25 protein-coding genes are annotated in these 26,505 nt (G+C 72.6%); 8 read left to right on the plus strand and 17 right to left on the minus strand.

The genetic code is table 11. The annotated features are described in order from the left end of the window. Positions 1-3 precede the first annotated feature (3 nt). The 4 genes from OG456_RS17225 (at position 4) to OG456_RS17240 (ending at position 4,791) form a co-directional block, all read left to right on the plus strand. Positions 4-621, plus strand: a complete 618-nt coding sequence (locus tag OG456_RS17225; RefSeq protein ID WP_266561936.1) for a DJ-1/PfpI family protein — start codon at positions 4-6, stop codon at positions 619-621. Next, a complete protein-coding gene (locus tag OG456_RS17230; protein ID WP_266561938.1) occupies positions 618-1,115 on the plus strand; it encodes a MarR family winged helix-turn-helix transcriptional regulator in 498 nt (165 codons plus the stop codon). The genes OG456_RS17225 and OG456_RS17230 overlap by 4 nt, the downstream gene beginning before the upstream one ends. Positions 1,116-1,192: 77 nt before the next feature. Continuing rightward, complete coding sequence (locus tag OG456_RS17235) at positions 1,193-3,067, plus strand: serine/threonine-protein kinase (RefSeq protein ID WP_266561940.1); 1,875 nt, start codon at positions 1,193-1,195, stop codon at positions 3,065-3,067. A gap of 170 nt (positions 3,068-3,237) precedes the next feature. Beyond that, positions 3,238-4,791 (plus strand): substrate-binding domain-containing protein, encoded by a 1,554-nt coding sequence (locus OG456_RS17240; RefSeq protein ID WP_266561942.1) that lies wholly within the window; start codon positions 3,238-3,240, stop codon positions 4,789-4,791. A gap of 85 nt (positions 4,792-4,876) precedes the next feature. Here the strand turns inward: OG456_RS17240 and OG456_RS17245 are convergent, their stop codons facing one another. Beyond that, entirely contained in the window at positions 4,877-6,160 is a 1,284-nt protein-coding gene (locus OG456_RS17245) for an adenylosuccinate synthase (protein WP_116511784.1), read from the minus strand. 161 nt (positions 6,161-6,321) lie between these two features. Between OG456_RS17245 and OG456_RS17250 the strand changes: the two genes are divergently transcribed. Then, positions 6,322-7,143, plus strand: coding sequence for a diacylglycerol kinase (locus OG456_RS17250; RefSeq protein ID WP_266561944.1), 822 nt, complete (start codon positions 6,322-6,324; stop codon positions 7,141-7,143). An 8-nt stretch (positions 7,144-7,151) separates the two neighbouring features. On the opposite strand, the gene OG456_RS17255 is transcribed toward OG456_RS17250, so the two are convergent. Further along, positions 7,152-8,777 (minus strand): ABC transporter permease, encoded by a 1,626-nt coding sequence (locus OG456_RS17255; protein ID WP_266561946.1) that lies wholly within the window; start codon positions 8,775-8,777, stop codon positions 7,152-7,154. Then, on the minus strand, positions 8,774-9,712 hold the full coding sequence (locus tag OG456_RS17260; protein WP_266561948.1) for an ABC transporter ATP-binding protein: 939 nt from the start codon (positions 9,710-9,712) through the stop codon (positions 8,774-8,776). The genes OG456_RS17255 and OG456_RS17260 overlap by 4 nt, the downstream gene beginning before the upstream one ends. A 92-nt stretch (positions 9,713-9,804) precedes the next feature. Here OG456_RS17260 and OG456_RS17265 point away from each other — a divergent pair, with 92 nt between their 5' ends. Further along, on the plus strand, positions 9,805-10,332 hold the full coding sequence (locus OG456_RS17265) for a GbsR/MarR family transcriptional regulator (protein ID WP_266561950.1): 528 nt from the start codon (positions 9,805-9,807) through the stop codon (positions 10,330-10,332). Between the two features lie 6 nt (positions 10,333-10,338). Here the strand turns inward: OG456_RS17265 and OG456_RS17270 are convergent, their stop codons facing one another. The 3 genes from OG456_RS17270 to OG456_RS17280 form a co-directional block, all read right to left on the minus strand. Next, the gene (locus tag OG456_RS17270) at positions 10,339-11,007 is read right to left on the minus strand and encodes a response regulator transcription factor (RefSeq protein ID WP_266569308.1); all 669 of its coding nucleotides are present in this window, start codon (positions 11,005-11,007) and stop codon (positions 10,339-10,341) included. A gap of 29 nt (positions 11,008-11,036) precedes the next feature. Then, positions 11,037-12,404: a sensor histidine kinase gene (locus tag OG456_RS17275; protein WP_266569310.1), complete on the minus strand. Its 1,368-nt coding sequence runs from the start codon at positions 12,402-12,404 to the stop codon at positions 11,037-11,039. Positions 12,405-12,544: 140 nt separating this feature from the next. Beyond that, positions 12,545-13,417 (minus strand): S9 family peptidase, encoded by an 873-nt coding sequence (locus OG456_RS17280; RefSeq protein ID WP_266561952.1) that lies wholly within the window; start codon positions 13,415-13,417, stop codon positions 12,545-12,547. A 190-nt stretch (positions 13,418-13,607) separates the two neighbouring features. On the opposite strand from OG456_RS17280, the gene OG456_RS17285 reads away from it, so the two are divergent. Then, on the plus strand, positions 13,608-14,210 hold the full coding sequence (locus OG456_RS17285) for a TetR/AcrR family transcriptional regulator (protein WP_266569312.1): 603 nt from the start codon (positions 13,608-13,610) through the stop codon (positions 14,208-14,210). A gap of 7 nt (positions 14,211-14,217) precedes the next feature. On the opposite strand, the gene kynU is transcribed toward OG456_RS17285, so the two are convergent. The 10 genes from kynU to OG456_RS17335 all read right to left on the minus strand — a co-directional run bounded on the left by kynU (position 14,218) and on the right by OG456_RS17335 (position 23,864). Then, positions 14,218-15,486 carry a kynureninase gene (kynU, locus tag OG456_RS17290; RefSeq protein WP_266561954.1) on the minus strand — a complete coding sequence of 423 codons (1,269 nt, stop codon included), beginning with the start codon at positions 15,484-15,486 and terminating at the stop codon, positions 14,218-14,220. Continuing rightward, complete coding sequence (locus OG456_RS17295; RefSeq protein WP_266561956.1) at positions 15,479-16,318, minus strand: tryptophan 2,3-dioxygenase family protein; 840 nt, start codon at positions 16,316-16,318, stop codon at positions 15,479-15,481. Before OG456_RS17295 ends, kynU begins: the two co-directional genes overlap by 8 nt. Positions 16,319-16,476: 158 nt before the next feature. Continuing rightward, positions 16,477-16,890 (minus strand): DUF3151 domain-containing protein, encoded by a 414-nt coding sequence (locus tag OG456_RS17300; RefSeq protein WP_266561958.1) that lies wholly within the window; start codon positions 16,888-16,890, stop codon positions 16,477-16,479. After that, a complete protein-coding gene (locus OG456_RS17305; protein WP_266561960.1) occupies positions 16,887-18,089 on the minus strand; it encodes a MalY/PatB family protein in 1,203 nt (400 codons plus the stop codon). The genes OG456_RS17300 and OG456_RS17305 overlap by 4 nt, the downstream gene beginning before the upstream one ends. Before the next feature lie 73 nt (positions 18,090-18,162). Next, on the minus strand, positions 18,163-19,194 hold the full coding sequence (fbaA, locus tag OG456_RS17310; RefSeq protein WP_266561962.1) for a class II fructose-bisphosphate aldolase: 1,032 nt from the start codon (positions 19,192-19,194) through the stop codon (positions 18,163-18,165). A 168-nt stretch (positions 19,195-19,362) separates the two neighbouring features. Further along, positions 19,363-19,914 carry an orotate phosphoribosyltransferase gene (gene pyrE, locus OG456_RS17315; protein ID WP_266561964.1) on the minus strand — a complete coding sequence of 184 codons (552 nt, stop codon included), beginning with the start codon at positions 19,912-19,914 and terminating at the stop codon, positions 19,363-19,365. Between the two features lie 10 nt (positions 19,915-19,924). Then, entirely contained in the window at positions 19,925-20,719 is a 795-nt protein-coding gene (locus tag OG456_RS17320; protein ID WP_266561966.1) for an aldose 1-epimerase, read from the minus strand. Positions 20,720-20,739: 20 nt separating this feature from the next. Beyond that, entirely contained in the window at positions 20,740-21,552 is an 813-nt protein-coding gene (locus OG456_RS17325; RefSeq protein WP_266561968.1) for an SRPBCC domain-containing protein, read from the minus strand. 53 nt (positions 21,553-21,605) lie between these two features. Continuing rightward, the gene (locus OG456_RS17330; RefSeq protein WP_266569314.1) at positions 21,606-23,150 is read right to left on the minus strand and encodes a polyamine aminopropyltransferase; all 1,545 of its coding nucleotides are present in this window, start codon (positions 23,148-23,150) and stop codon (positions 21,606-21,608) included. 192 nt (positions 23,151-23,342) lie between these two features. Continuing rightward, entirely contained in the window at positions 23,343-23,864 is a 522-nt protein-coding gene (locus OG456_RS17335) for a DUF2617 family protein (protein WP_266561970.1), read from the minus strand. Between the two features lie 350 nt (positions 23,865-24,214). Here OG456_RS17335 and OG456_RS17340 point away from each other — a divergent pair, with 350 nt between their 5' ends. Continuing rightward, positions 24,215-24,595 (plus strand): hypothetical protein, encoded by a 381-nt coding sequence (locus tag OG456_RS17340; RefSeq protein WP_266561972.1) that lies wholly within the window; start codon positions 24,215-24,217, stop codon positions 24,593-24,595. Between the two features lie 186 nt (positions 24,596-24,781). Here the strand turns inward: OG456_RS17340 and OG456_RS17345 are convergent, their stop codons facing one another. After that, positions 24,782-26,485: a calcium-binding protein gene (locus OG456_RS17345; RefSeq protein ID WP_266561979.1), complete on the minus strand. Its 1,704-nt coding sequence runs from the start codon at positions 26,483-26,485 to the stop codon at positions 24,782-24,784. Between the last annotated feature and the right edge of the window lie 20 nt (positions 26,486-26,505).

The following is a 26,505-nucleotide window of genomic DNA, read 5'->3' on the forward strand; positions in this document are numbered from 1 at the left end:
ACCATGACCGCCGGCCGCACCGAGAAGCCCGTACACCTCGCCGTCTACGACACGCTCGCCGACTGGGAGTCGGGGCACGCCACCGCCCACCTGGCCCGCGGCGGTTACGGGATCCGCACCGTCGGGCTCGACGCCGGGCGGGCCGTCACCACCATCGGCGGTGTGCGCATCCAGCCCGACCTGGCCCTCGGCGACCTGCGCCCCGAGGACAGCTCGCTGCTGATCCTCACCGGCGCCGACCTCTGGGACGCCGGTGACGACCTCGCGCCCTTCGCCCGCAAGGCCCGCGCCTTCCTCGACGCGGGCGTGCCGGTCGCCGCGATCTGCGGGGCCACCGCCGGACTCGCCCGCGAGGGCCTGCTCGACGACCGGGCGCACACCAGCGCCGCCCCCATGTACCTCGACGCCACCGGCTACAAGGGCGGCGAGCGCTACGTCGACGCGGACGCCGTGACGGACGGCGGCCTGATCACCGCCGGGCCGACCGAGCCGGTCGCGTTCGCGCGCGAAGTCCTGGGCGGGCTAGGGGTGTTCGAGGGCGAGCTGCTCGACGCCTGGTACCGCCTGTTCCACGACTCGGACGTGACGGCGTACGAGACCCTCCAGGGAGCGCGGGAGTGAGCAGGGCGCGCCAGGACCTGCTGAGCCGGACCGCGCTCGGCGTCTTCCGGCTCAACGGCCAGTTCCTGTCCGTCTCCGAGGAGCTGTCACGGCCCGCGGGGCTCACCGCCGCCCGGTGGCAGGTGCTCGGCGCGGTCCTGACCGCGCCGCTGCCCGTCGCCGGCATCGCGCGCGTCATGGGCATCACCCGCCAGAGCGTGCAGCGCGTCGCCGACCTGCTCGTCACCCAGGGCCTCGCCGCGTACGAGCCGAACCCGGCCCACCGGCGCGCCAAGCTCCTGGCCCCCACCGAGGAGGGCCGCGCGGCGATCGCGCGGATCGGCCCCGGCCACGCGGCCCTCGCGGACCGGCTCGCGGCGGCGCTCGGCGAGGACGAACTCGCCGCGACGGTACGGACGCTCGAACGGTTGTCGGCGGCCCTGGACGAGGTGACGGATCACCCCGGGGATCACCCGACGGGTCCCCGCACGACCCACCCTGTTACGGAACCGTAGACGCCGCCGCGACCCCAGTGTCACAACCTCCCACTATTCTCGGGATGTTGGTCACATATGGGGGAGGGTGGCGCGACATGGAGAAGCTGGGGGCGGGAGATCCGCAGCGCATCGGTGCGTACCGGCTGCTGGCGCGGCTCGGGGCGGGCGGGATGGGCCAGGTCTATCTGGCGCGCTCGGACCGCGGGCGCACGGTCGCGGTCAAGCTGGTGCGCCAGGAGCTCGCCGAACAGGAGGAGTTCAGGAACCGGTTCCGGCTCGAGGTGCGGGCCGCGCGGCAGGTCGGCGGGGAGTGGACCGCGCCGGTCCTCGACGCGGACACCGAGGCGGACATCCCCTGGGTGGCCACGGGTTACGTGGCGGGGCCCTCGCTCCAGACGGTCGTCTCGCACGACCACGGCGCGCTGCCCGAGCGCTCCGTGCGGATCCTCGCGGCGGGCCTCACGCACGCGCTCAAGGACATCCACACCGCGGGCCTCATCCACCGCGACCTGAAGCCGTCGAACGTCCTGGTGACGATCGACGGGCCGCGCGTCATCGACTTCGGCATCGCCCGCGCCCTGGAGACCGTGACGGACGGCGGCCTCACGAGAACGGGCGCCCTCGTGGGCTCGCCCGGCTTCATGGCCCCCGAGCAGGTGCGTGGCGACCGGATCACCCCGGCCTGCGACGTGTTCTGCCTCGGCTCGGTCCTCGCCTACGCGGCGTCGGGCGCGCTGCCGTTCGGCACGGCCAACAGTGGGGTGCACGCCCTGATGTTCCGTATCGCCCAGGAGGAACCCGACCTCGAAGGGCTCCCGGAGGGCCTCCAGGAACTCGTACGGGACTGTCTGCACAAGGAGCCCTCGGCCCGCCCGACCCTGGACCAGCTTCTGGAGCGGACCGGTGCCGAGGACACGCTCGGCGACGGCGGACGCACGCGCGACCCGTGGCTGCCGGGTGCCCTCGTGGCCCAACTGGGGCGGCACGCCGTGCAGTTGCTGGACACGGAAGACCCCGAAGGCGCGACCGGCGCGACCGGCGCGACCTCCGGGAAGCCGCCCAGCCTCTCCAAGGAGAAGCCCGCACCCGCCACGCCCGCGGAGACCGGCGACGGCGAGCCAACCCCTCCCCCGCCCGGCAAGCCCGGCGCCGCCCCCGTCAACCACCTCCCGACGATGGTCTCCCCCTCCGGCCCGTCGACCCCCGCGCTCCCGCCGGCGGCCCCGCCCGCCTCCGCCGCGTACGGGTACCCGCATCCGCACCCCCAGGCACCCGTCTACGGCTACCCGCAGCAGGGCGGCTGGGGCGGGACGCCGCCCTACGGCCCCGCCGCCACACCCCCGTACGGCCCTGGCGTCGTCCCCATCGGCGCACCGCAGCCGGAGCCACGGCGCAGCGGGCGTTCCACGGCGGCGCTGATCGTGGTGGCGCTGGTCGTGGCGCTCGGCGCGGGCGGATCGGTGTACGCGCTGATGAAGGACGACGGCAAGCCGGCCTCCCAGAGCGAGGACTCCAAGCAGCCGACGTCCGGCGCGCCCACGAGCCAGGGACCCTCGACGGGCGGCCCCAGTTCGCAGGATCCCGAGACCTCGCAGCCCCCCGAGTCCTCCGAACCGCCCGCGGGCGGGGACGTGCCCCCCGAGTTCCTCGGCACCTGGTCCGCCTCGATCGACAACGCCACGGGCCACAACACCCGCCGTCTGGACATCCAGCAGGGCAGCCCCGGGGACACGGTCCTGTCGATGACGGCGGACGGACCGCTCCAGGGCGGCGGCACGTACCACTGCGTGTTCCAGGGCACGCTGGTGTCGGCCTCCGGCGGGACGCTGCGCATCGGCGCCACCGACGTCGTCTCCGGCCCCGCCGGTTCGTGCAGTCCCGGCAAGCCGAGCACGGTCGAGGTGCTCTCGTCGGGCGAGCTGCGCCGCACGATGAACAACGGCGACGAGCTGACGTACAGCAAGGGGTGACGGGCGCACTCCGGTCCTGAAATCGGCCTGCGGACAGGCAGGTTGAGCGCTCCGGCGAGGCACGGGGTGAACGCGCGGCGAACAGCGGTCGACACCTCGGCCGCCGTCCGCCGTGCTGCCGCACGAGCCCCTACGGTGACTCCACCATCAGGTTCCGGGGGGAGTACACCGTGGGCTGGCTCAAGGACGCACAGAACCTCGTCGCCATCGCCACGACGGTGCTGTCCATCGCCGCGTCACTGGCCCTGTGGTACGTCGAGCGGCGCAAGCAGCACAGCAAGCGGATCGGCCATCGCATCCAGATGGACATCCCGCTCAGCCGCGCCATCTCGGAGGACCTGCCGGGCCCGGACGGCCTGATCCCGCGCCGCGACATCACCGAGGACACCACACTGGTCCTCCTGCGGATCGAGAACGACGGCGCGGCCACGATCACCGACGGCGACTACATCTCGGATCCCAAGGGCCTGACCGTGACGTTCGCCGGGCGCCGCATCACCGACGCGTATCCGGTGCAGCCCGCCCTCACCTCGAACACCGCCCGGCAGATACGGCTCGACTCCCGGCCCGTCTACACGCCCGGCGAGAACAGCCTCCTTCTGCCGCCCGTCGCCCTCAACAGCGGCGACTACTACAAGCTCCTCGTGATGCTCCGCAGCGGCGGCGCGGGCACCCAGGTCGACATCGAGGGCCGCCTCAACGACGGCACCGTCCACCCCAACCAGGGCGCCCACCCCGACGACAAGCCGCCCCTGTTCAGCGCGCTGGGCCGCTGGACCGTCGGAATCCTCGGCACCGGCATGGCGATCCTGCTGGTCCTCGCCACGCTGCCGGACCCGGTCCCCCAGCCCCGCGGCTGCGCCTCGGGTTCGCTCACCCTCACCGGGTCCTCCGCGTTCCGGCCCGCGATGGAGGCGCTGCGCGACGCGTACACGCGCGACTGCGACGACGCGAAGATCACCGTGGCCACCAGCTCGAGCGGCACCGGCGTCCGCCAGCTCCTGGAGTCCGACCCCTCGGACACGGCGGGCGACCACTCCAGTGTCATGGCCTTCTCCGACGGCCCGACCTCCGAGAGCGACCCCGAGGGCAAGCTGCACGACGAGAAGGTCGCCGCGATGGCGTTCGCCCTGGTCGTCAACGACGCCGTGGTCGTCGACGGCAAGCCGCTCACCAACCTGACCGTCTCCCAGGTCCGCCGGCTCTATCTCGGCGACATCACCGACTGGAAGGACCTGGGCGGGCCCGACCTGCCCGTGCGCACCGTCCGCAGGACCGGCAGCTCCGGCACGCGCGGCGCCTTCGAGGCCCGCGTCCTCGGCCGCCCCGACTCCTTCTCGACGTCGTCGCGCGACTGCCGCACCAAGGACCTGCTGCCCGCCTCGAAGGTCCTGCGCTGCGAGGAGCACAACACGCCCGACCTCCTCGACCGGGTCGCGCGGGTCGACGGCACGATCGGCTACGCGGCCCCGCCCGAGGGCACCCCGCGCAAGGGCTCCCACATCCTGAAGCTGAACGGCCTCGGCCCCTCCGGCGAGAACATCAGGAAGGGCTACCCCTTCCACGCCGTGGAGTACGCGTACACGATCGGCAACCCCGAGGACGGCTCCCTGGCCGACAGCTTCCTCGATTTCCTCACCCAGGGCGCCGCCAACCGAGTCATCGCCCGCGCCGGGCACCTGTCCTGCACCTCCCCCGACGGCTCGGCGGCCTGCCGCGGCTGAGCCACCGGTCCGTGTACAGACGCAGGCGCCCCCGCCAGGCTCCGTCGAGCCGTGCGGGGGCGCCTGCTGTTCCGGGGCGCGGGGCCTAGAGGAACGAGTTGACCTCGATGGTCTCGGTGCGGCCGGGGCCGACACCGATCGCGGAGATCGGGGCGCCCGACATCTCCTCCAGGGCCTTCACGTACGCCTGCGCGTTCTTCGGCAGGTCGGAGAAGGTCTTGGCCTTGGTGATGTCCTCGGACCAGCCCGGCAGGTACTCGTACACCGGCTTCGCGTGGTGGAAGTCGGTCTGCGAGTACGGGAGCTCCTCGACACGCTTGCCGTCGATCTCGTAGGCGACGCAGACCGGGATCTGCTCCCAGCCCGTGAGCACGTCCAGCTTCGTGAGGAAGAAGTCCGTCAGGCCGTTCACGCGGGTCGCGTAGCGGGCGATGACCGCGTCGAACCAGCCGCAGCGGCGGTCGCGGCCGGTGGTGACACCGCGCTCGCCGCCGATGCGGCGCAGCGCCTCGCCGTCCTCGTCGAACAGCTCGGTCGGGAACGGGCCCGCGCCGACCCGGGTCGTGTACGCCTTGAGGATGCCGATGACGCGGCTGATCTTCGTCGGGCCGACGCCCGCACCCGTGCAGGCGCCGCCCGCGGTCGGGTTCGACGACGTCACGAAGGGATACGTGCCGTGGTCGATGTCGAGCAGCGTGCCCTGGCCACCCTCGAAGAGGACGACCTTGTCGTCGTCGAGGGCCTTGTTCAGGATCAGGGTGGTGTCGGCGACGTAGCCCTTGATCTGCTCCGCGTAGCCGAGCAGCTCCTCGACGACCTGCTCCGCCTCGATGGCGCGCCGGTTGAAGACCTTGGTGAGGAGCTGGTTCTTGCCCTCGAGCGCCGCTTCGACCTTCTGGGTGAGGATCGACTCGTCGTAGAGGTCCTGGACGCGGATGCCGACGCGGTTGATCTTGTCCGCGTACGTCGGGCCGATACCGCGGCCGGTGGTGCCGATCTTGCGCTTGCCGAGGAAGCGTTCCGTCACCTTGTCGACGGTCACGTTGTACGGCGTGATGATGTGCGCGTTGCCGCTGAGCAGCAGCTTCGACGTGTCGACGCCGCGCTCGTTCAGTCCACTCAGCTCGGAGAGCAGGACCGACGGGTCGACGACGACACCGTTTCCGATGACCGGCGTGCACTCCGGCGAGAGGATCCCGGAAGGGAGGAGGTGGAGCGCATACTTCTGGTCGCCTACGACGACCGTGTGACCGGCGTTGTTGCCGCCCTGGTAGCGCACCACATAGTCCACGGATCCACCGAGCAGGTCGGTGGCCTTTCCCTTGCCTTCGTCACCCCACTGAGCACCGAGCAGCACAAGTGCGGGCACAGGCGTACACCCCTTCCGGGCGGGGCAAGACCAAGGTCAGGGGCCGTAGCCGCCTGTATGGGTGTGCCTTGGTGTGCCCCGGAATAGACCAAGCCCCTGGCGCAATAGCGCAAGGGGCTCTTGCACCAAGATGCTACCCGAGGAAGCGAGGCAGGACCGAGGTGGCGGCTTTTGACCAGCTTCTGGTGGTCGTCGATCCGGTCGCCCGGCGTGCGGACGGCGAGTCGGTACGCATCGCGAAGGACGTGCTCGGCGCCGGTGCGACGGTGAAGGTGTGCCTGCCGGACGGGCCGGAGGAATTCGCGAAGGCGCTGGTCAGAAGGGGTTCCCGGCGACCGGTGGTGATCGGGGACGACCGGGCGCTGCTGCGCGCGGTGGGGCTGCTGCACCGCGAGCGCGAGCTGGCGGGTTCCGTCCTCTCGTTCGTTCCGGTGGGGGCGAGTCTCTCGCTGGCGCGCTCCCTCGGCGTGCCCACCGACGCGGTGACGGCGGCGCGGGCGGCCCTGGAGGGGGTCGAGCGGCGGCTCGATCTGCTCGTCGACGACTCCGACGGGGTGGTGATCGGGGATCTGCGGATCCCGCCCGTGGCGCATCCGGCGGCGCTGGGCTCCGATCCCGCGCACCACTGGCTGCGCACCTGCCAGTCCCTCGTCCGCACGCTCGCGGCGCGACCGCCGCGCATGACGGCGCCCGCGCCGGGGCCGCAGCGGCTGCGGGTCGAGGCGGACGGGGTGACGCTGGTCGATCTGGACCGGCCGGTCGAGGGCGTGAGCGTGGCCCCGGACGCGGCGGGCCGGGCCAGCGTCGAGGTGAGGCCGTCCTCGGTGGGCGCGGAGGCGGGGCCCCTGCGGGTCCTCGCGCACTCGGTGACGGTGTCGGGTCCGGACTTCCGCTACCGCGCGGACCAGGTGGTGGGCGGCCCCGTCCGCACCCGCACGTGGACGGTACGGGCGGGCGCGTGGGGGCTGACACTGCCGAAGTGACGTGCCGGTCAGTTCGACAGGTCCCGGCGGCGCAGACCCGTCAGGCCCGCCGCGACGAAGACCGCCGCGATCGCCAGCAGGATCAGGACGGGGGTCCACGTCATCTCGCCGCCCGGCAGCTTCGGCAGGTGGCCGAACGGGGAGAGGTTCATGACCGGCTGCGGGAGCTCGAACGCCGGGCCGATCCAGCCGATCAGGAGGGCGATGCCCGCGACGGCCCAGGCCGCCACCGCCGCCCTCGGGAACACCCCGAACAGCAGCACGGCGAGGCCTCCGATGACCCAGATCGCGGCCAGCTGCGTGAGGCAGGCGCCCAGGACGGGGCCGAAGTTCCCGCCGTAGCCGATCCCGAGGCCCAGGCCGCCGAGGACCATGATCAGCGCGGCCCCGCCGAACGCGATGGCCAGATGGCCCGCCGCCCACCGCAGTCGGCCGACCGCGGCCGCGAGGACCGGCTCGGCACGCTGCGAGGTCTCCTCGCCGCTGAGGCGGAGCACCGACGAGACGATGTAGAGCGCGGCGACCATGCCGAGCATGCCGACCATCGTGGCGAGGAACGCGTCCGTGACGCCGGACTGGCCGCCCATCCGCTCGATGATGTCGCGCGTCTTCTGGTTGTCGCCGACGAGATCCGTCGCGCCCTGCGTCATCCCGCCGAACGCGATGCCGGCGACGAGGAACCCGGCGCTCCACCCGAACACGCTGCCGCGCTGGAGCCGCCAGGCGAGCGCGCCCGCCGTGCCGAGCCGGCCCGAGGCGGGTCCGGGGCGGCTCGGCAGGAAGCTCATCCCGATGTCGCGCCGCCCTGCGAGCCCGTACGCGGCCGCCCCCTGCGCGGCGACGCCCGCCACGAACAGGAGCAGCACCCACCAGCGTTCGTCCGCGAACGCCCGTGTGTTCTCCAGCCAGCCGAGCGGCGACAGCCAGGTCAGTACCGACGAACCTCCCCCGGAGCCGGAAGTCCCCGAGTCCCCGGCCGCGCGCAGCACGAACGCCAGGCCGAGCACCGCCGACGTCAGGCCCTTGGCGAGGCGCGCGCTCTCCGTGAGCTGCGCGACGATCGCCGCCATCGTGGCGAACACCATGCCGGTCGCCGCGATCGCGAGCCCCAACGCCAGTGCCCCGCCGCCGCCTTGGGAGGCGAGGCCGCCCGCGACCAGCAGGGCGGTGGCCGCGTCGGCGACGAGCGCCGCGAGCAGCGCGGCGGTCAGCGGGGCGCGCCGCCCCACCATCGCCGACGACACCAGCTCCTGGCGCCCGCTCTCCTCCTCGTCACGGGTGTGCCGCACGACGATGAGCAGGCTCATGACGGCGGCGAACAGCCCGCCGTAGACCCCGATGCGCCACGCGGTGAGTCCGCCGATCGAGTCGGCGAAGACCGGTCCGTACAACGCGCGCATCGAGCTGTTCGTGGCCATCGACTGCGCGATGTCGGCGCGCTCGGCGGCGGTGCTGTACACGCTCTTCAGCGAGCCCGGCATCGACAGGACCATCATGAGGATGACGGCCACCCATACGGGGATCATGACGCGGTCGCGGCGCAGCGCGAGCCTCACCAGGGCTCCCGTGCCCGCGAGTTGGCGAGCTCCGGCGGCGCGGGGGGCGAATCGCGTGTCGGCCACGGCGGCGGTCATCGCGACACCGCCCCTTCCGCGGCACGGGCGCCCTCGGTCCCGCCCGCACCGTCGTCCTGGTAGTGCCGCAGGAACAGCTCCTCCAGCGTGGGCGGGGTGCTGGCGAGCGACCGTACGCCGGAGCCGGTGAGCGAGCGGAGCACCGCGTCGAGCTTGTCGCTGTCGACCTGGAGCTTGACGCGCAGGCCCTGAATGTCCAGGTCGTGCACGCCGGGGAGCTGGGCGAGTCCGTTGGGCGCGGAGGCGAGTTCGGCGGTGACGCTGGTGCGGGTCAGGTGCCGCAGCTCGCTGAGCGACCCGGTCTCGACGGTACGGCCCTTGCGGATGATGCTGATCCGGTCGCAGAGCGACTCGACCTCGCTGAGGATGTGCGACGACAGCAGCACGGTCCGGCCCCGCTCGCGGGCGGCCTCCTTGACGTACTCCTGGAAGACCTCCTCCATCAGCGGGTCGAGGCCGGAGGTCGGCTCGTCGAGGATGAGGACGTCCACGTCGGACGCGAACGCGGCGACCAGGGCGACCTTCTGCCGGTTGCCCTTGGAGTAGGCGCGGCCCTTCTTGGTCGGGTCGAGCTCGAACCGCTCGATCAGGTCCGCCCGGCGCGCCTTGTCGAGGCCTCCGCGCAGCCTCCCGTAGAGGTCGATGACCTCGCCGCCGCTGAGGTTGCGCCACAGCGTGACGTCGCCCGGCACGTACGCGACCTTGCGGTGCAGGGCGACGGCATCGGCCCAGGGGTCGCCGCCGAGCAGCTGCACCGCGCCGGAGTCGGCGCGCAGCAGGCCGAGCAGGACGCGGATGGTGGTGGACTTCCCGGCGCCGTTGGGGCCGAGGAAGCCGTGCACCTCGCCGGCCTCGACGTCCAGATCGAGGCCGTCCAGAGCGCGCGTCCTGCCGAACGACTTGTGCAGTTCGGAGACGGTCATTGCCTTCGTCATGTTTCAGAACGTACGCTACTTTCACAAACTTGTGAAGTTAAGGAAGCGTATAAACTTGAGGCCGCACGTCACCCAGGGGAGATGATCGGGACATGAGCGCGACGAAGGACGGCGACAGCGACACCGGGGCGGGCCGGGACGGCGACGAGGCGGCGGTGTCACGCTTCGTGGAGCGGTTCGCCGCGGAGATGACCGAGGCCGGGATGCAGCGGATGGCCTCCCGCGTCTTCGCCTCGCTGCTCGCCTCCGACGAGAGCGCGCTGACCTCCGCCGAGCTCTCCGAGCGACTGCAGATCAGCCCGGCGGCGGTGTCCGGGGCGGTGCGCTATCTGACGCAGGCGGGCATGGTCGGCCGCGAGCGGGAGCCCGGCTCGCGCCGCGACCGCTACCGACTGCACAACGACCTGTGGTTCGAGACGTTCACCCGCCGCGACCAGCTCCTCGCGCGCTGGGAAAAGGTTCTGCGCGACGGGGTGGAATCACTGGGCCCGGACAGCCCCGCGGGCCTGCGGATCGCCGAGACGGCGGCGTTCATGCAGTTCCTGGACAGCGAGCTGAAGGGCCTGATGACGCGGTGGCACGCGCACCGCGAGACGCTCGACCTCGGCCCCCGGACCTGACGTTCCCTACGCGGGCCTGACCAGCCGCGCCTCGTACGCGAAGACCGCAGCCTGGGTGCGGTCGCGCAGGCCCAGCTTCACGAGGACCCGGCTGACGTGGGTCTTGATGGTCGACTCGGCGACGACCAGCCGTTCGGCGATCTCCGCGTTCGACAGGCCCTGGGCGATCAGGACCAGCACCTCCGTCTCGCGTTCCGTCAGCTCACCGAACGCCCCCGGGTTCGCCACCGCCCGCAGCTTCGGGATCTCGGACAGCTTGGAGAACTCCGTGATCAGGCGGCGGGTGACCGAGGGGGCGAGAAGTGCCTCGCCCTGGGCCACCACCCTTACGCCGTCGGCCAGTTGGCGGGCCGAGGCGTCCTTGAGGAGGAAGCCGGAGGCGCCGGCGCGCAGGGCCTGGTAGACGTACTCGTCGAGGTCGAAGGTGGTCAGGACGAGCACCTTCGCGCTGCCGTCCATCGCGGCGATCTCGCGGGTGGCCTCGATGCCGTTCAGCTCCGGCATGCGGATGTCCATGAGGACGACGTCCGGGGAGAGCTCACGGACCCGGGCGATCGCCTCGCGGCCGTTGACCGCCTCGCCGACGACCTCGATGTCGGGCATCGCGTTGAGCAGCACCGAGAAGCCCTCGCGCACCATCATCTGGTCGTCGGCGATCAGTACTCGGATGGTCATGCCGGGTCTCGGTTCCAGTACGCGGATGGTCATGCCGGGTCTCCCGACCGCTCTGTCGCCGTCGTCGCCGTCGCCGCTTCCGGCTCCGGCTTGGGCTCCGGCGCGGCCACCGGCACGAACGCCGCCACCTCGTAGCCGCCGTCCGCCGTGGGGCCCGCCGTCATCTCTCCGCTCAGCATCGCGATGCGCTCCCGCATGCCCGTGATCCCGTGGCCCGCGCCCGGCGAGGGCTTGACCAGACCCGTCGGCGGGCCGTTCACGATGCGCAGGCCGAGCCCCCCGAGGACGTACGACACCTCGACGCATGCCTCGGCGCCGGGCGCGTGCCGCAGCGCGTTGCTCAGCGCCTCCTGCACGATGCGGTACGCCGACAGCTCGACGCCCTGCGGCAGGTCGCGGACCGCGCCGGTGACCGTCTGGCCGACCCGGAGCCCGGCCTCCCGCACGTTCTCCAGGAGCCGGCCGAGGTCGGCGAGCGTCGGCTGCGGGGCGTCGGGCGCCGCTGTGAACTCAGCGGACTCGACCCGTACGACGCCGAGGACCCGGCGCAGCTCGGTGAGCGCCGCCACCGCGTTCTCGCGGATCGTGACGAACGCCTGCTCCAGCTCCGGGGGCGGGTTCTCCACGCGGTAGGGCGCGGCCTCCGCCTGGATCGCGACGACCGACATGTGGTGCGCGACCACGTCGTGCAGCTCGCGGGCGATGTTCGTGCGCTCCTCCAGGAGCGTGCGCTTGTCCCGCTCCACTGCCGTGACCTGGCGCTGCGCGGTCATCTCCACCTTCGCCTCGCGCCTGATGTGCACCGACGTGGTGACGAGGAGCGCGAGCGCGGAGACGACGAGCATGGGCGCGGTGTCCGGGTCCATGCTGTACCAGAAGACCGACGCGAAGAAGCCGAAGGCGGCCGTGCCCGCCCACATCCAGGCCGCCGTGCGCGGCCGGGTCCTGGCCGCGACCACCGTCATCACGACGAGGTGCGCGAAGAACCCGGCGGGCGCCCACGGGGCGCCGAATCCGTCCCCTCCCATGATCGCGACGAACGGCGTCGACACGAGGGATATCCACCACGCCCCGACGGGCCTGATCAGCGTCATCGCCACGGCGAGCGCCGGGACGAATCCGGACAGCGCGTGGATCACGCCGCCGCCCATCGAGTCGCCGACGGCGAATGCGATCAGCAGCGTGAACAGGGCGGCGCCCAGGACCACGGCGTGCGGCGTCCACACCGCGTAGCGGCGCACCCGCTCCGGCAGCCGCCCGAGCAGCGGGCCTTCCGGCGACCACGGCGGCAGCGGACGGTAGGCGAAGGGATCCTTGAACAGGTCCTGCCGCAGGCCGCTCAGCGCGCCGGCGGCGAGACGGTACTCGGGGCTGCGGCTCTTGGCCCCCGTCGGCATCGTCTGGGTCTGGGTCTGGGTCTGTGTCTCGGTCACGTACGGCACCGTAAGCGGCGGCCCGCCCCGAAGGCGTCCCACGGGAGGAGGGTCCTGGGCCCTCCGTCGCAGGTACTACACGCTCCCGCCGGGGCCGGGCGCCGTCACCACGCCAGCTGGGCGATCTCCTCCGCCACCACGGCGCACGCGTCCGCGGCGGGGTCGATCAGCGGGAAGTGGCCGACGTCCTCCAGGAGCGTGAGCCCCACGACCTCGCCCGCCTTCGCCGCCGCGTCCGCGTAGGCCTCGGCGACCGCGTACGGCACCGTCGTGTCCGCCCGTCCCTGCACCAGCGTCGTCGCGATGCCCGTCGGCAGCAGCGCGGCGGGGTCGGCGTACGGCAGCCGCTCCTCGAACACGGCCTCGCCGCCCAGGAACTGGGCGGGTGCGCCGGAGCAGACGTCGAGGTCGCGGGCCGTCACGAAGTCGGCGATGGGGGCGAGCGCGACGACGCCGCGCAGCGGTGCGGGGGCGGCGGTGTACCAGGGCGCGTCCTCGGGCAGCAGATGCCGCGCGGCGGCCCACAGCGCGAGCTGCCCGCCGGCCGAGTGCCCCACGACGACGGTGCGCCGCGGGTCACCCTGCGGCAGCACGTCCCGTACGAGGCGGGGGAGGGCGTCGAGGGCGGCGGCGATGTCGTCGAACGTCTCCGGCCAGCGCCCCGCCACCGGACCCGTGCCGCCTTGCTGGGGAAGTGAACTCCCGCGCCGATACTCGACGTTGGCGACCGCGAAGCCGCGCCGCGCCAGGAAGTCGGCGAACGGCGTGAGGTGCCGCCGGTCGTAGGGGGCGCGCCACGCGCCGCCGTGCAGGGCCACCACCAGGGGCGCGGAATCCGCACCGTCGCGGGGCGCGTAGAAGTCGACGACCTGGTCCGGGTGATCCCCGTACGCGGCGGTGACGTCGGGCGGGACCACGGGGTGCGAGAAGGCCGATGCCTCTTCGGCCTCGTCGCGGGCGGCAGCGTCGTCCGGCATGCTCCAACCTCTCAGCGTCACAGCGGAATTGGAAAGTATGCGGACGCTACCAGGCCCGTGACGTGGGCGGACACACACCGTAACCGGATAAACGGTTCCCCTGTGCCGTTACTCTGGCCGTATGCCCGAACAAGCAGAGCCCGGGACCGCCCCTTCGGACCCCGGCGCCGCCCCTTCGGACCCCGGCGCCGTGCCGGCGGAGCCCGGCACCGTCCGTCCCGGCGGGCGCACGGCACGGGTCCGCGCCGCCGTCCTCGACGCCGCCGGTGACGTGCTCGCCGAACAGGGCTTCGCCCACCTCGACCTGGCGGACGTCTCGCGGCGCGCGGAGGTCGGCAAGACGACGGTGTACCGGCGCTGGGGCTCGGTCACGGGGCTCGTCGCCGATCTCCTCGCCGACATGGCCGAGCAGTCGCTGCCGCGCATTGACACCGGCACCCTGCGCGGCGACCTGCGGGCCAACGCCCGCCTGGTGCGGCGCACGCTGGCCGACCCCCGCCAGGGCGCCCTGTTCCGGGCCGTCATCGCGGCCGCGACCTGCGACGAGAAGACGTCGGCGGCCCTGCGCCGCTTCTACGAGGTGCGAGTCGCCGAGTGGGCTCCGTGCGTGGAACAGGCCGTGCGGCGCGGCGAGTTGAGCCCCGGCACGGACCCGGCCGCCGTCGTGCGCGCCGTGTCCGCGCCCCTCTACTACCAGCTCCTGACGGCCGGGTCCGCGCCGACCGAAGCCGACGCGGACCAGGCCGCCGACGCCGCCGTCGCGGCGGCGGAAGCGGGCGTCTACACCGCCTGAGGCGTCTCTACGCCGCCGCGGCCGCCAGCTGATCCGCGAGGACCCGCGCGGCCCGCTCCACCTCGGCGAACCCGAGGTACAGCGGGGTGAAGCCGAACCGCAGCACGTCAGGGGCGCGGTAGTCACCGACGACACCCGCCGCGATCAGCCGCTCCATGACCGCGCCCGCGATGGGGGTACCTCCCTGCTCGAACGAAGTTGAGAGCTCGGGGGAGCACCGCAGCGCCACCTGGCTGCCGCGCTCGGCGTGCGCGGCCGGCGTCACCGACTCGACCCGACCCGCGGGCACATACGCCTCGACGCACTCCAGGAAGAAGTCCGTCAGCGCGAGCGACTTGGCACGCACCGCGTCGACCGGCACCCCGTCCCAGACGTCGAGCGCCGCCTCCAGAGCGAGCATGGACAGGATGTCGGGAGTGCCGACCCTGCCCCGCACCGCCCCGTCCCCGGCCTCGTACGAGGGCCGCATCCCGAACGGCTCGGCGTGCGAGTTCCATCCCGGCAGCGGCGAGTCGAAGCGGCTCTGGAGATCACTGCGCACATACAGGTACGCGGGTGAACCGGGGCCGCCGTTCAGGTACTTGTACGTGCAGCCGACCGCGAGGTCGACCCCGTGCTCGTCGAGTCCGACCGGCAGCGCGCCCGCGCTGTGGCACAGATCCCAGACGGACACGGCGCCCGCGCGGCGCACCGCGGCGGTCAGCGCGGGCAGATCGTGCAGGCGGCCCGTGCGGTAGTCGACGTGGTTGAGGAGCACCGCGGCCGTCCGGTCGCCGAGCGCGCCCGGAACCTCCGCGGGGGTCAGCGGACGCAGCGTGCAGCCCGTCATCCGGGCGGCGGACTCGGCGATGTACCCGTCGGTGGGGAACGTCGTCGCGTCGACGAGGATCTCGTCGCGCCCCTCACCGGCCAGCCGCACCGCGCCCACCAGCGCCTTGAACACATTGACGCTGGTCGAGTCGCCGACCACGATCTGCCCCTCGGCCGCACCGACGAGGGGCGCGATCCGGTCGCCGATCCGCTCGGGTGCCGTCCACCAGCCCGACTCGGTCCAGGAACGGATGCGCAGCTCGCCCCACTGCCGGCGCACGACGTCCTCGACGCGCCCCGGCACATGCGCGGGGAGCGCGCCGAGCGAGTTGCCGTCGAGGTACACGGTGTCGCCGGCGTCGTCCAGGACGAACCGCTCGCGCAGCTTGCCCAGCTCGTCGGCGGTGTCCAGTTCCAGGGCCTTCCCGGCCAGGGCGGTCACGTCGGAGGCGGTCACGTCAGACATGGGACCTCGCTGTCCACAGCTCGGGGAACACGTTCTTCTGCGCGCGCTTCTCCAGCCAGGCCACACCCGCGGAGCCGCCCGTGCCCGTCTTGGCGCCCATCGCCCTGCGGGTCGCCACCAGATGGTCGTTGCGCCATCGCCACACCAGCTCGGCGACGTCGGTGAGGGCCTCGCCGAGACGGGCGAGCTCATCGCCCTCGTCACCGGCGTACAACGCGGTCCACACGGCCTCGACCTCGGGGGACGGCACGTACTTCTGCGCCACGTCCCGCTTGAGCACGGCCTCGGGGACGGCGTGGCCCCGGCGGGCGAGCAGCCGCAGCACCTCGTCGTACAGGCTCGGTTCCTCCAGCGCCTTCTCCAGCTCCGCGTACACGCGCGGCGCGCCCCGGTGCGGGACGAGCATGGAGGAGGACTTCTCGCCGAGCAGGAACTCCATGCGCCGGTACATCGCCGACTGGAAGCCGGAGCCCTCGCCGAGAGCGGCCCGGTAGGAGTTGAACTGCGCGGGGGTCAGCTGGCCGAGCGGGCGCCACGACGCGTTCAGCGCGTCCAGCTCGCGCACGGAGCGCTTCAGAGCGGCCACCGCGGTCGGCACGTCGTCGCCGCGCAGGGCCCGCGACGCGGTCTCCCACTCGTGGACGATGACCGTGAACCACAGCTCCATCACCTGGGTCGTGACCAGGAAGACCATCTCTCCGGGGTCATCGGAGCGGGTGTGCTGGAGGTGGGTGAGGACATCGGCCTGGATGTAGTCCTCGTAAGGGGTGGTCCCCGCAAAGTCGAGATACGGCGTCTCTGGCTCGTTCGACTCGTGAGCCTCGTGGGACATCGCTGTCTCCTTGAACGTACTCCGGGTAGCGGTCCGCCCCTGCCGAATTCCGGCACGGGGGCCCCGGTCCCCACGGGCATCCTCCGCAATCGTCCCCCGAAACGGCAAGGCCCGCCCGGTCACGTCGTCACGGGCGGGCCTGGAGAAGGTGCGGGAATCTAGCCGAGGGTCTGGGCCGCGGCGGGCGAGGAGTCCTTGAGGAACTGCGCGCAGCGCTCGTACTCCTCCTGCTCGCCGATGGACTGCGCGGCGCGCGCGAGGGCGTGCAGGGCGCGCAGGAAGCCGCGGTTCGGCTCGTGCTCCCACGGCACCGGGCCGTGGCCCTTCCAGCCCGCGCGGCGCAGGGAGTCCAGGCCGCGGTGGTAGCCGGTGCGGGCGTACGCGTACGACTCGACGACGCTGCCGCGCTCGTACGCCTCGTCGGCGAGGCGCGCCCAGGCGAGGGAGGAGGTCGGGTACTTCGCGGCGACATCGGCCGGCGCCGTGCCGCTCGCGAGCAGCTCGCGCGGCTCCGGGTCGTCGGGCAGCTGGGTCGGGGGCGGTCCCCCGAGAAGGTTCTCGTGAAGGCTCATGGGTTCCAGTCTGCGCCATGACCGGCGGTGCGTTCCATGCCGGTGATCACGAGCCTGCCCAGCGCCCGTACCAGCGCGTCCGCGCCCGCCTCGGCCTTGGAGCGCGGGCAGCCGACGTTCAGGCGGAGGAATCCGGGCGCCCCGTAGGTTCCGCCCGGCATGATCGCCACCCGCTCCCGCTCGACGAGTTCCCGCTGGAGCGCGTCGTCGTCCACGCCGAGGGGACGCAGATCGATCCAGGCGAGATAGCCGGCCTGCGGCGGCCGCCACCCGAGCTCGGGGAACGCGGCGCCGAGCCGCTCCGCGAGCATTGCCAGGTTCCCGCGCGTGTACTCCCGCACGCCGTCCAGCCACGCCCCGCCCTCGCGGTACGCGGCGATGTGCGCGGTCAGTGACAGCACGGCCGGCGAGGCGAGGCCCTCCCCGGTGTTCATGCGCCGCACGAACTCGGCGTGGTCGTCCGGATCGCCGACGAAGCCGTAACTCCCGCTCAGGGCAGGGAAGTTGAAGGCCTTGGTGGCGGAGGTGACGAGCGCCCAGCGCAGGCCGTCGCCGTACGGCGTCCACGGGCGGTGGACGTGGCCGGTGTGCGTGAGGTCGGCGTGGATCTCGTCGCTGATGACGGCGACGTCGTGGCGCCGGGCGAGGTCCGCGATCCGGGTCAGCTCGGCGTCCGTCCACACCTTGCCCGTCGGGTTGTGCGGCGAGCACAGGATCAGGACCCGGCTGTCGGGCCGCGCCAGCTCCCGCTCCAGGCCCGCCCAGTCGTCGACACCGGCGGTGCGCATCTCACGGCCGAGGCCGGTGACCGCCTTGCGGAACCCGTCGTACGTGGGGGTGTGCAGGACGACGCCGTCGCCGGGCCGCGTCCACATGCGCAGGAGCTGGGACATCTGGTTGAGCACGGACGGGGCGTACACGAGCCGGTCGACGTCGACCTCGGTGCCGTACCGGGTCGCGAACCAGTCGCGTACCGCGCCGCGGAAGTCGTCGTTCTGCCAGTCCGTGTAGCCGAACACGCCGTGCGCGAGGCGGGACCCGAGCGCCGCGAGGACCTCGGGGGCGCAGGCGAAGTCCATGTCGGAAATGGTGAACGGCAGCAGATCGGGCACCTCGAACCGGTCCGCGACCCCGTCCCACTGGACGCACCAGGTGCCGCGCCGGTCGACCTGGGTGTCGAAGTCGTAGCGCACAGTCATCTCCCTCCGGGTACGCCGGAGGCCCGGCACCCCAGGAAGAGGAGTGCCGGGCCCCGGCGTCGTACGCGATTGCCTACTTGAGCTTCGTGCCCGTGGAGCGCAGGTTGGCGCAGGCCTCGGAGACGCGCTTGGCCATGCCCGCCTCGGCGGACTTGCCCCAGGTGCGCGGGTCGTACTGCGACTTCACGCCGACCTCGCCGTCGACCTTCAGGACACCGTCGTAGTTGCGGAACATGTGGTCCGCGACCGGACGCGTGAAGGCGTACTGGGTGTCGGTGTCGAGGTTCATCTTCACGACGCCGTTCTCCAGCGCCGTCGCGATCTCCTGCTCGGTGGAGCCGGAGCCGCCGTGGAAGACGAAGTCGAACGGCTGCGACCCGGCGGGCTTGCCGTACTTGGCGCTGACGCCCTCCTGGAGGTCCTTGAGGAGCTCCGGACGCAGGACGACGTTGCCGGGCTTGTACACGCCGTGCACGTTGCCGAAGGACGCGGCGAGCAGGTAGCGGCCCTTCTCGCCCAGGCCCAGGGCCTCGGCGGTGCGGATCGCGTCGTCGACGGTCGTGTACAGCTCGTCGTTGATCTCGTGGCTGACGCCGTCCTCCTCGCCACCGGTCGGGGTGATCTCGACCTCGAGGATGATCTTCGCGGCGGCGGCCTTCGCGAGCAGCTCCTGGCCGATGGCCAGGTTGTCGGCGAGGGTCTCCGCGGAGCCGTCCCACATGTGGGACTGGAACAGCGGGTTGCGGCCGGCCTTGACGCGCTCGGCGGAGATGTCGAGCAGCGGGCGGACGTAGCCGTCCAGCTTGCCCTTGGGGCAGTGGTCGGTGTGCAGCGCGACGGTGACGTCGTACTTCTCGGCGATGATGTGCGCGAACTCGGCGAGGGCCACGGCGCCCGTCACCATGTCCTTGTTGTACTGGCCGCCCAGGAACTCCGCACCACCGGTGGAGATCTGGATGATGCCGTCGCTCTCGGCCTCCGCGAAGCCGCGCAGCGCAGCGTTCAGCGTCTGCGAGGAGGTCACGTTGATGGCCGGGTAGGCGAACTTGCCGGCCTTCGCCCGGTCCAGCATCTCGGCGTAGACCTCGGGGGTTGCGATGGGCATGTGTCCGCTCCTTGGGATGTGCGGGTGTGTGCTGTCAGACCCTGACCTGGGGCCTCTCGTCTGGATCGGCCCCGGATGGCGACGTCATCGTCGCCCTCATCTTTCCAGACTTGCCGGACAGCTCCAGTACTGGTCGCTCACTGGGGTCCGGCCCGTTGTCGAGCGGCCTCAGTCGAGGCCCAGTTCGTCCTTGCCGTACGCGAACAGGTACGGGACCCCGGCGCCCTCGGTGATCTTCTCGGCGGCACCGGTGGCGCGGTCCACGATCGTGGCGACGCCGACGACCTCGGCACCGGCCTCGCGCACGGCCTCGACGGCGGCGAGCGGGGAACCGCCGGTGGTGGACGTGTCCTCGACGACGAGGACGCGACGGCCCTTGATGTCCGGGCCCTCGACGCGGCGCTGCATGCCGTGCGCCTTGGCGGCCTTGCGGACCACGAACGCGTCGAGGCGCTCACCCCGGGCGGCGGCCGCGTGCAGCATGGCGCCGGCGACCGGGTCGGCGCCCATCGTCAGGCCGCCCACGGCGTCGAAGTCGAGGTCGGCGGTCAGGTCGAGGAGCACCTGGCCCACCAGCGGGGCCGCCTCTCCGTCGAGGGTGATGCGGCGCAGGTCGATGTAGTAGTCCGCCTCCAGACCGGAGGAGAGCGTCACCTTGCCGTGCACCACGGCCTTGTCCTTGATCTGCTGGAGAAGCGCGTCGCGCACGTCGTTCGTCATGGCTACGAGCTTAGAGCGCTCGCCACGTCCAGGTGGTCGTCGCCTCCAGGGGGTCCACCGGGGTGACGAGGCGCGGCAGCGTGTTCAGGCCGTCCGGCGGGCCGGTCTGCGGCTCCACGCACACGGCTGCCTCCTGCTCGTCGTAGACGACGACCCACTGCTCCCGGCTCGCGACCTTGACCTCGAACTGCTGCGGCCAGGTCAGGGTCACGTCCACGCCGTCGGGCATGCCGAAGCAGTCGTCCCAGGGGCCGTCCGTGCGGTCGATCCGCTTGCCGGTGGGGAGGTGGTCGTCGCCGCGCTCCTCCTGCCAGGCCGGGGAGAAGTCGACGCGCACGCCGTCGGCTGAGCCGTCGAGGGTCCGGTTGAACCAGGGGTGCCAGCCGGCCTGCGCGGGGAACGAGTCGCCGTACGTCTCGATGCCGAGCGTCAGCGTGAGCGAGTCCTCGGTGAGGCGCACCATCTGGGTGACCCGGCCGGGCCAGGGCCAGGGCTCAGCGAGGTCGTACGTGAAGACGGCCTCGTCGGCGCTCGCGCGGGCGGTCGTCCACTCGGCGTCGCGGGCGAAGCCGTGGATCGCGTGGGGCGGCGAGTTCAGGGGCATCTGGTACGTCCGCCCGCCGTCCCGGAACCTGCCGTCCCTGGTGCGGCCGCACCAGGGCACCATCGGGAAGCAGCCGTACCTCTCCCCCTGCCGGAGGAGTTCGGTGCCGCCGATGCGCAGGCTGCTCACGCGGCAGCCGTTGCCCGGCTGCACGGTCACTTCCGCGTCACCCGCGGTCAGCGTCGTTTCCTGGGTAGTCACGGGCCGACCTTACTTTTCGATCAGCGCCGGCGGCGCAGTACCCGGCCGACGACGATCGCGGACGCGACCACGACGGCGGCGGCGGGCGCGGCCCAGCGCAGCGTGGCGGTGGCCGTCGTGGACTCGGGCGCGGGCACCGGGGCGTAGCGGCCGCGCGGCGGCGCGTGGTCGACCTCCTCGGCGCTGCGGCCGATCATGGTGCGGCGGGCGTGAGCGGCCTCGGCGGGCGGCACGTCGGCGTCGAATCCGGCGTCTTCGCCGGCCGCGTCGGCTTCGGGTTCCAGCTTCGCGAAGGGGGCGAGCGAGGGCGGCGGGATCTCGGTCTCGAAGACGGAGGTGTGGGAGTCGTCGGTGGAGTCCCCCGCGTCGTCGGTGGCGTCGGTGTCGTCGGTACGAGCCACGTCCTCCGCTCCCGGTTCCGCCACCGTGCCCAGGGCCTCCGCGAAACGGGTCAGGAGGCGACGTACCGCGGACTGCACGGCGTCGTCGGGGAGTTCGGCGACCCGGCCGTCCCCGCTGCCCGACGCCACGAACGTGACCTTGGAGCCGCCGGACGCCGCGGCGACCCGTACCGTCACCGCGAACTTCACGGAACCGGTCCCCCGCGCCTCGGTGCCGTCGCCCTCGACCGCGAACGCCCCGGTCTCCGTCTCGGTGACGCGCAGGGAGCCACGGTAGGTGATGGTGTGGCCGCCGATGCGGAGCTTCAGCCGGCCGCCGTCGCCGGAGGCCTCCCGCTGAAGTCCGGGCACCGCCCTCGCCACCAACTCGGGGGCCGCCAGCGCGCCCCTCAACGACTCCGCCGGAACCGGAACGAACACCTCATGCTCCATGCCGCCCGAGCCTACCCACGCCCGGCCCCACGCGTCCCGTGTTCGGCCCGTACTCAGTCGGCGTACCGCGGATGAACCAAGGTCGACGGCGCGAGTCCGGTGATCCTCGAACGCTCCGCCGCCCGCACCCGCTCGCGCGGCACGGCCCCCTCCGGCAGCGGTCGCGGGCCCGCGAGCTCGAACCCCCAGTCGCTCGGCGCCCGCGTCCCGTCGAGGGTCCGGTCGGGCCCGTCGGCGATCCCGGTGAGCCGGTCCCACGCCCCGTGCTGCCGCGCGGCCGGGGCCGGCGGTGCGCCCGTGCCCACCCAGTACGGCACCGTCCGCAGCCCCGCCGCGCGCAGCGTCGAGTCGACCGTCCAGAACACGCGGGGCCGCGACGACAGCGACCCGGCGTGCACGGCGAGCCGCCCGTCCGGGGCGAGGACCTGGACCGCCAGGCCGTAGAACTCCTGCGAGTACAGCTTCGTGCTGGCCGTGATCCCGGGGTCGGGCAAATCGGAGATCACCACGTCGTACGGGGTGTGGGGCCCGCGCAGCCAGCGGAAGGCGTCATCGGTCACGGCCCGCACGCGCGGGTCCTCGTAGACGTGCCCGTTGAGCGCGCTGAGCGGCGGATCGTTTCTCGCGAGGCGTACGACGCCCGGGTCGATCTCCACGATGTCCACCTGTCGTACCCCGGGGAAGCGCAGGACCTGGCGGGCGGCGAGGCCGTCACCGCCGCCGAGGATGAGCACGCGCGCGTGCGGTCCGGCCATCGCGGGCCGCACGAGGGCCTCGTGGTAGCGCTGCTGGTCGCGGCTGCTGACGCGCAGGCGCCCGTCGAGGTAGAGGTTGAACGGCTCGCGCTTCCCGCCGGTGACGACGACCTCCTGTACGCCGGTCTGGACGGCGACGCGTACGTCCTTGCCGTACATGGCCTGCCGGGCGGCCCGCTCGAAGTCGTCGACGAGGGCCGCGGCGGAGGCGAGCAGGCCGAGCACGACGACGTTCGCCACGAGGAGCGTCCAGCGGCCGCGGCGCGTGAGGTCCCTGCGGAACAGGCCGAGCACGAGGGCGCCGCCCGCGAGCGCGTTGACCGCGCCGGTCAGCAGCGCGCCCGTCAGCTGCCCGAGCATCGGCAGCAGCAGGAACGGGAAGGCGAGCCCGCCGGCGAGCGCGCCCACGTAGTCGGCGGCGAACAGGTCGGCGACGGCGCCGCCGGGGTCCTGCCGTCTGATCCGCTGGATGAGCACCATCAGGAGGGGCACCTCGGCGCCGATGAGCACACCGATGGCGAGGGAGAACCCGACGAGGAGGTAGCGCGAGCCGCCCGCCCAGGACCCGCCCCAGTCGCCGGTCCACGCGAACGCGGCGTAGAGCGCCATCGCGCTGCACCCGCCGACCAGCGCGAGCGCGGCCTCGACCGCGCCGAACCCGGCGGCGGCCCGCAGCCGCAGCCGCTTGGCCCCGAGCGAGCCGATACCCATGGCGAAGACCATCACGGACAGGACGACGGACGCCTGGGTGACCGAGTCGCCGATCAAGTACGAGGCGAGCGCGACCAGTTCGAGTTCGTACACGAGTCCGCAGGCCGCGCAGAGGAAGACGCCCGCGAGCACGAGGAACCGCCCCGTCGCCGGCTTTACGGGGAGGGGTGCCCTGCCCTCCTCGCTCCGGGCGCGCGGGACGCCGGACTGGACGGGGGTGCGCGGCTCGATCACCTTGCGAACGCTACGTCACCGCACAACTCCGCCCGGTCACCCACACGTGTGGAAGTGGGCCCGTGCGCGCATGGATTGCGGCCCAGGGCGTCACAGCATCGCGGCCGGGGTCCGCACGCCCACCCGGGTCCGGGTGACGACGAGTTGACCCTCCTGTGGATAGGCGTGCCAGGTGCGCCAGCGCACCTGCCCCTCCTGCCGGTGGGCGAGCAGCGCGGTGAAGGCGTGCGGGCTGCCGGGGAACACCCCGGCGAGACCGTTGGGATGGTCGGCCACCAGCGCGATGAGTTCCTGTGCGCGGCCCGCGAACGAGCCCTCGGAGAGGGTCTCGACGTGTGCCGCGAATTCGTACTCCCAGTCGCCGACGCGCTTGGCGACGCCGAGCGGCAGCGGGGTGCTGCTGCCCGGGATACAGGCGACGGTCTCGGAGCAGCTGCCCCGCTCCTCCTCCAGGAGTACCTGGTGCGAGGCGCCGAGGAGTCTCAACTGCAGCTGAGCGCCTTCGAGTTCGAGTTCGAGTGTGGCGAGCGCGGGAAGTGGTTCGCGGCCGAGAGCCCAGGCCAGGTCGTCCGCGCGTGTGTCGGTGTAGGCGGTGTTCAGGGTCGTGAGCATGGGTCGGCTCCGCTAACACGCAAAAGGAGGTGAGGCCGGCGCTGAGGGGGGAGGGCCGGCACGTGCCCACGAGAACGTACGAGGGCCGCTTTGACGGTTAAGAGGGAATCATGAACGGTGGCGCCACCACAGCGTTTTTACCCAACTTCGCCGGGTTTCCATCCCCTCCGGGGACCCCACAGCTCAACTGTTCAACTTCTCCGGGCAACTTGCGTACGGTTCCCGCGCAACGGACCATTCCAGGCGCATATGGCCCCCTGACCGTCACACGCCTCTCCCGTCGTCCCCCGCATACGTACGGCCCACGCGGACCGGCTGCCCCGTGTCAGCCGCCTCCCTGTGGGCCGTACGTGTCCTGGTGGCGCGGTCAGCTTCCGCCGCCGCACCCGCCCCCGCCGCCGCAGGAGGACCCGCCTCCGCAGGAGCTTCCGCCCCCGCACGAGGATCCGCCGCCGCAGGAGTGCCCGTGGTGTCCGCCGGAGCTGCCGGAGCTGCCGGACGAGCAGGAGTACCCGCTCACCGCACCGCCGCCACCGGCCCACCAGCTGCTGCTGGAGCGGCCCGACCGGCCCTTGCTCAGTGACGTCTTCCCGCTCCGCGCCTTGCCCGAGCCGCCCGCGGACGACACGGCCACGACGATGCCCACGATCACAAGTCCAAAGATGATGGCTCCGATGATCACGGCCCTCACCTTCCTCTCATTCCCCCGAGAACGCCCCCGTCGGGCGTGACTCGGGGATTCCCGGGCCCGCGCCCCGTCAAAGCAGAGTTGAGGAACTTCTGAGGGTCTTTCAGGGAAGTCGGCCCCTGACCCGCCCAGCAGAACCCGGGTGAGCCGGCCGGCCGGCCACCGACGGTTGCCGGCGGTCGGCTGCGGTCAGGGTGGTCGGGTGTCAGCGGCGTTCTCGCATGCGTTCTCAGATGGTGCAGCCGGGCCCGGTGAAGGGGCGGAGGCAGACGTTGCGGCCGGAGCCGCCGTTGTTGGTGTTGGTGCCGGGGCCGCCGTCCTGGACGTCGTTGCCGTTGCCGCCGAAGAGGGCGTCGTTGCCGTTGCCGCCGGTGAGGACGTCGGCGCCGTCCTGGCCTTCGATGCGGTCGTTGCCGTCGCCACCGATGACGCGGTCGCTGTCGGCGCCGCCGCACAGTATGTCGTTGCCGCCGCGGCCGTCGATGTAGTCGCTGCCGCCGAGGCCGAAGATGACGTCGTCACCGGGGGTGCCGATGAGGACGTCGGCGCGGTCGGTGCCGGTGACGGTCGGGGTGGCGGTGGCGCAGGTGGCGGCCTGGACCGTGATGGTGAACTGCCTTACGGCCGGCGGGACACCCGGGTCGGGGTCGGTGGCCGTGACGGTGAAGGTGAAGCCGCCGGTCGTGGTCGGGGTGCCGGTGATGGCGCCCGTGGTGGTGTTGAGGGTGAGGCCGGGAGGCAGCGCGCCGCCGGTGACGGCGAAGGTGGGGTTACCGGTGCCGCCGGTGGTCTGGAGGGTGGTGGAGTAGGGGGTGCCCTGGGTCGCGTCCGGCAGTGGGCTGGTCGTGGTGAAGGCCAGGTCCGGGACTTCGTAGCTGATCGTCAGCCGGCCGTTCGTGTCGAATGTGCCCACGGGCGAGAGGCTGAAGGCGGTGCCGGTGCCTGTCGGGGTGGCGAAGCTGCTTCCGCCGCCGCCGCTGCCCCCGGTGGTGAAGAGAGCGGTGGTGGCGCCCGAGCCGCCCCCGCCACCGCCGAAGTAGCCGCCTCCGCCGCCCCCGCCACCGCTGAAGACGCTGGAGCAGCCTGTGGACCTGGTGCCTCCGGTGCCTCCGCTGCCAACGGTGGAGCCGGAGAAGCCGCTTCCGTCGGTGCCGGCGGTGGCCAGGCACGGTGGAGCGGATCCGGGCGCACCGCCGGTGCCTACCGAGCTGGTGGTGGCTCCCCCACCGCCCTGCCCCCCCGAGGAGGAGGGGCCGTTGTTGTAGCCGTCGGCACCCTTGGTGCCGTCGGGGGTGCCGCCGTTGCCTCCGGCGCCGGCCACGGGCACGATGCCGGCGCGGCCCTGGGCCCCGCCGCCCCCGCCCGCCACCACCAGGAGGCTGCCGCCTGCCGAGACGCTCGAAGCACCGCCGCCGCCCGCGGAGCTGGTGTTGGCGATGCCGCCGTTGCCGCCGCCGTTGTACCCGCCGGCGCCGCTGCCGCCGCAGCCCCTGGCCCCGGTTCCGCCCACCTCGACTGTCAGGGCCGTCGGCGTAGCGGAGGCCGGAAGGGTGGTGACGACCCGCGCCCCTGTACCTCCGACCGCGTTGACACCCGTGCCGCCGCAGGTGGGGGTGCGGGAGCTGCCGCCGCCGGCGCCGTCCGCGGTGATCGTCGCCGTCGCGTTAGCCGGAAGGGTGAAGCTCTCCGGGGCGCCGGTGAAGGTGAACGTCCGCGCCAGACCGACCGCACGAGGCGCCTTCGCCCCAGCCGCAGCCCCAGCCGTGGCCGCAGCCGCATCCGCCGGGACCAGTACGAGCCCGGCCAGCGCCAGCGCCATGCACAGGGCCGTAGCGGTGCCCACGCCCCACCGCCGCCTGCCCCCGTCGAGCGCCGCCCGCCGCCGCTCCGGCGGTGCGGTCACGGGAAGCTGCTGCGCCTGTTCTCTGCTCACCGATATCTCCGATTCCGTGT

Source organism: Streptomyces sp. NBC_01446 (assembly GCF_026340095.1).
GTDB lineage: Bacteria > Actinomycetota > Actinomycetes > Streptomycetales > Streptomycetaceae > Streptomyces > Streptomyces aureus.

Bases quoted from the DNA above. Each gene is read 5' to 3' on its own strand.
- OG456_RS17255 (WP_266561946.1), bottom strand. From the start codon at position 8,777: ATGACCGCCGCCGTGGCCGACACGCGATTCGCCCCCCGCGCCGCCGGA.
- OG456_RS17270 (WP_266569308.1), bottom strand. From the start codon at position 11,007: ATGACCATCCGAGTACTGATCGCCGACGACCAGATGATGGTGCGCGAG.
- OG456_RS17305 (WP_266561960.1), bottom strand. From the start codon at position 18,089: ATGACTGTGCGCTACGACTTCGACACCCAGGTCGACCGGCGCGGCACC.
- OG456_RS17280 (WP_266561952.1), bottom strand. From the start codon at position 13,417: ATGCCGGACGACGCTGCCGCCCGCGACGAGGCCGAAGAGGCATCGGCC.
- OG456_RS17325 (WP_266561968.1), bottom strand. From the start codon at position 21,552: ATGGAGCATGAGGTGTTCGTTCCGGTTCCGGCGGAGTCGTTGAGGGGC.
- fbaA (WP_266561962.1), bottom strand. From the start codon at position 19,194: ATGCCCATCGCAACCCCCGAGGTCTACGCCGAGATGCTGGACCGGGCG.
- OG456_RS17260 (WP_266561948.1), bottom strand. From the start codon at position 9,712: ATGACGAAGGCAATGACCGTCTCCGAACTGCACAAGTCGTTCGGCAGG.
- OG456_RS17235 (WP_266561940.1), top strand. From the start codon at position 1,193: ATGGAGAAGCTGGGGGCGGGAGATCCGCAGCGCATCGGTGCGTACCGG.
- OG456_RS17265 (WP_266561950.1), top strand. From the start codon at position 9,805: ATGAGCGCGACGAAGGACGGCGACAGCGACACCGGGGCGGGCCGGGAC.
- OG456_RS17275 (WP_266569310.1), bottom strand. From the start codon at position 12,404: ATGCCGACGGGGGCCAAGAGCCGCAGCCCCGAGTACCGTCTCGCCGCC.
- OG456_RS17335 (WP_266561970.1), bottom strand. From the start codon at position 23,864: ATGCTCACGACCCTGAACACCGCCTACACCGACACACGCGCGGACGAC.
- pyrE (WP_266561964.1), bottom strand. From the start codon at position 19,914: ATGACGAACGACGTGCGCGACGCGCTTCTCCAGCAGATCAAGGACAAG.
- OG456_RS17225 (WP_266561936.1), top strand. From the start codon at position 4: ATGACCGCCGGCCGCACCGAGAAGCCCGTACACCTCGCCGTCTACGAC.
- OG456_RS17295 (WP_266561956.1), bottom strand. From the start codon at position 16,318: ATGTCCCACGAGGCTCACGAGTCGAACGAGCCAGAGACGCCGTATCTC.
- kynU (WP_266561954.1), bottom strand. From the start codon at position 15,486: ATGTCTGACGTGACCGCCTCCGACGTGACCGCCCTGGCCGGGAAGGCC.
- OG456_RS17300 (WP_266561958.1), bottom strand. From the start codon at position 16,890: ATGAGCCTTCACGAGAACCTTCTCGGGGGACCGCCCCCGACCCAGCTG.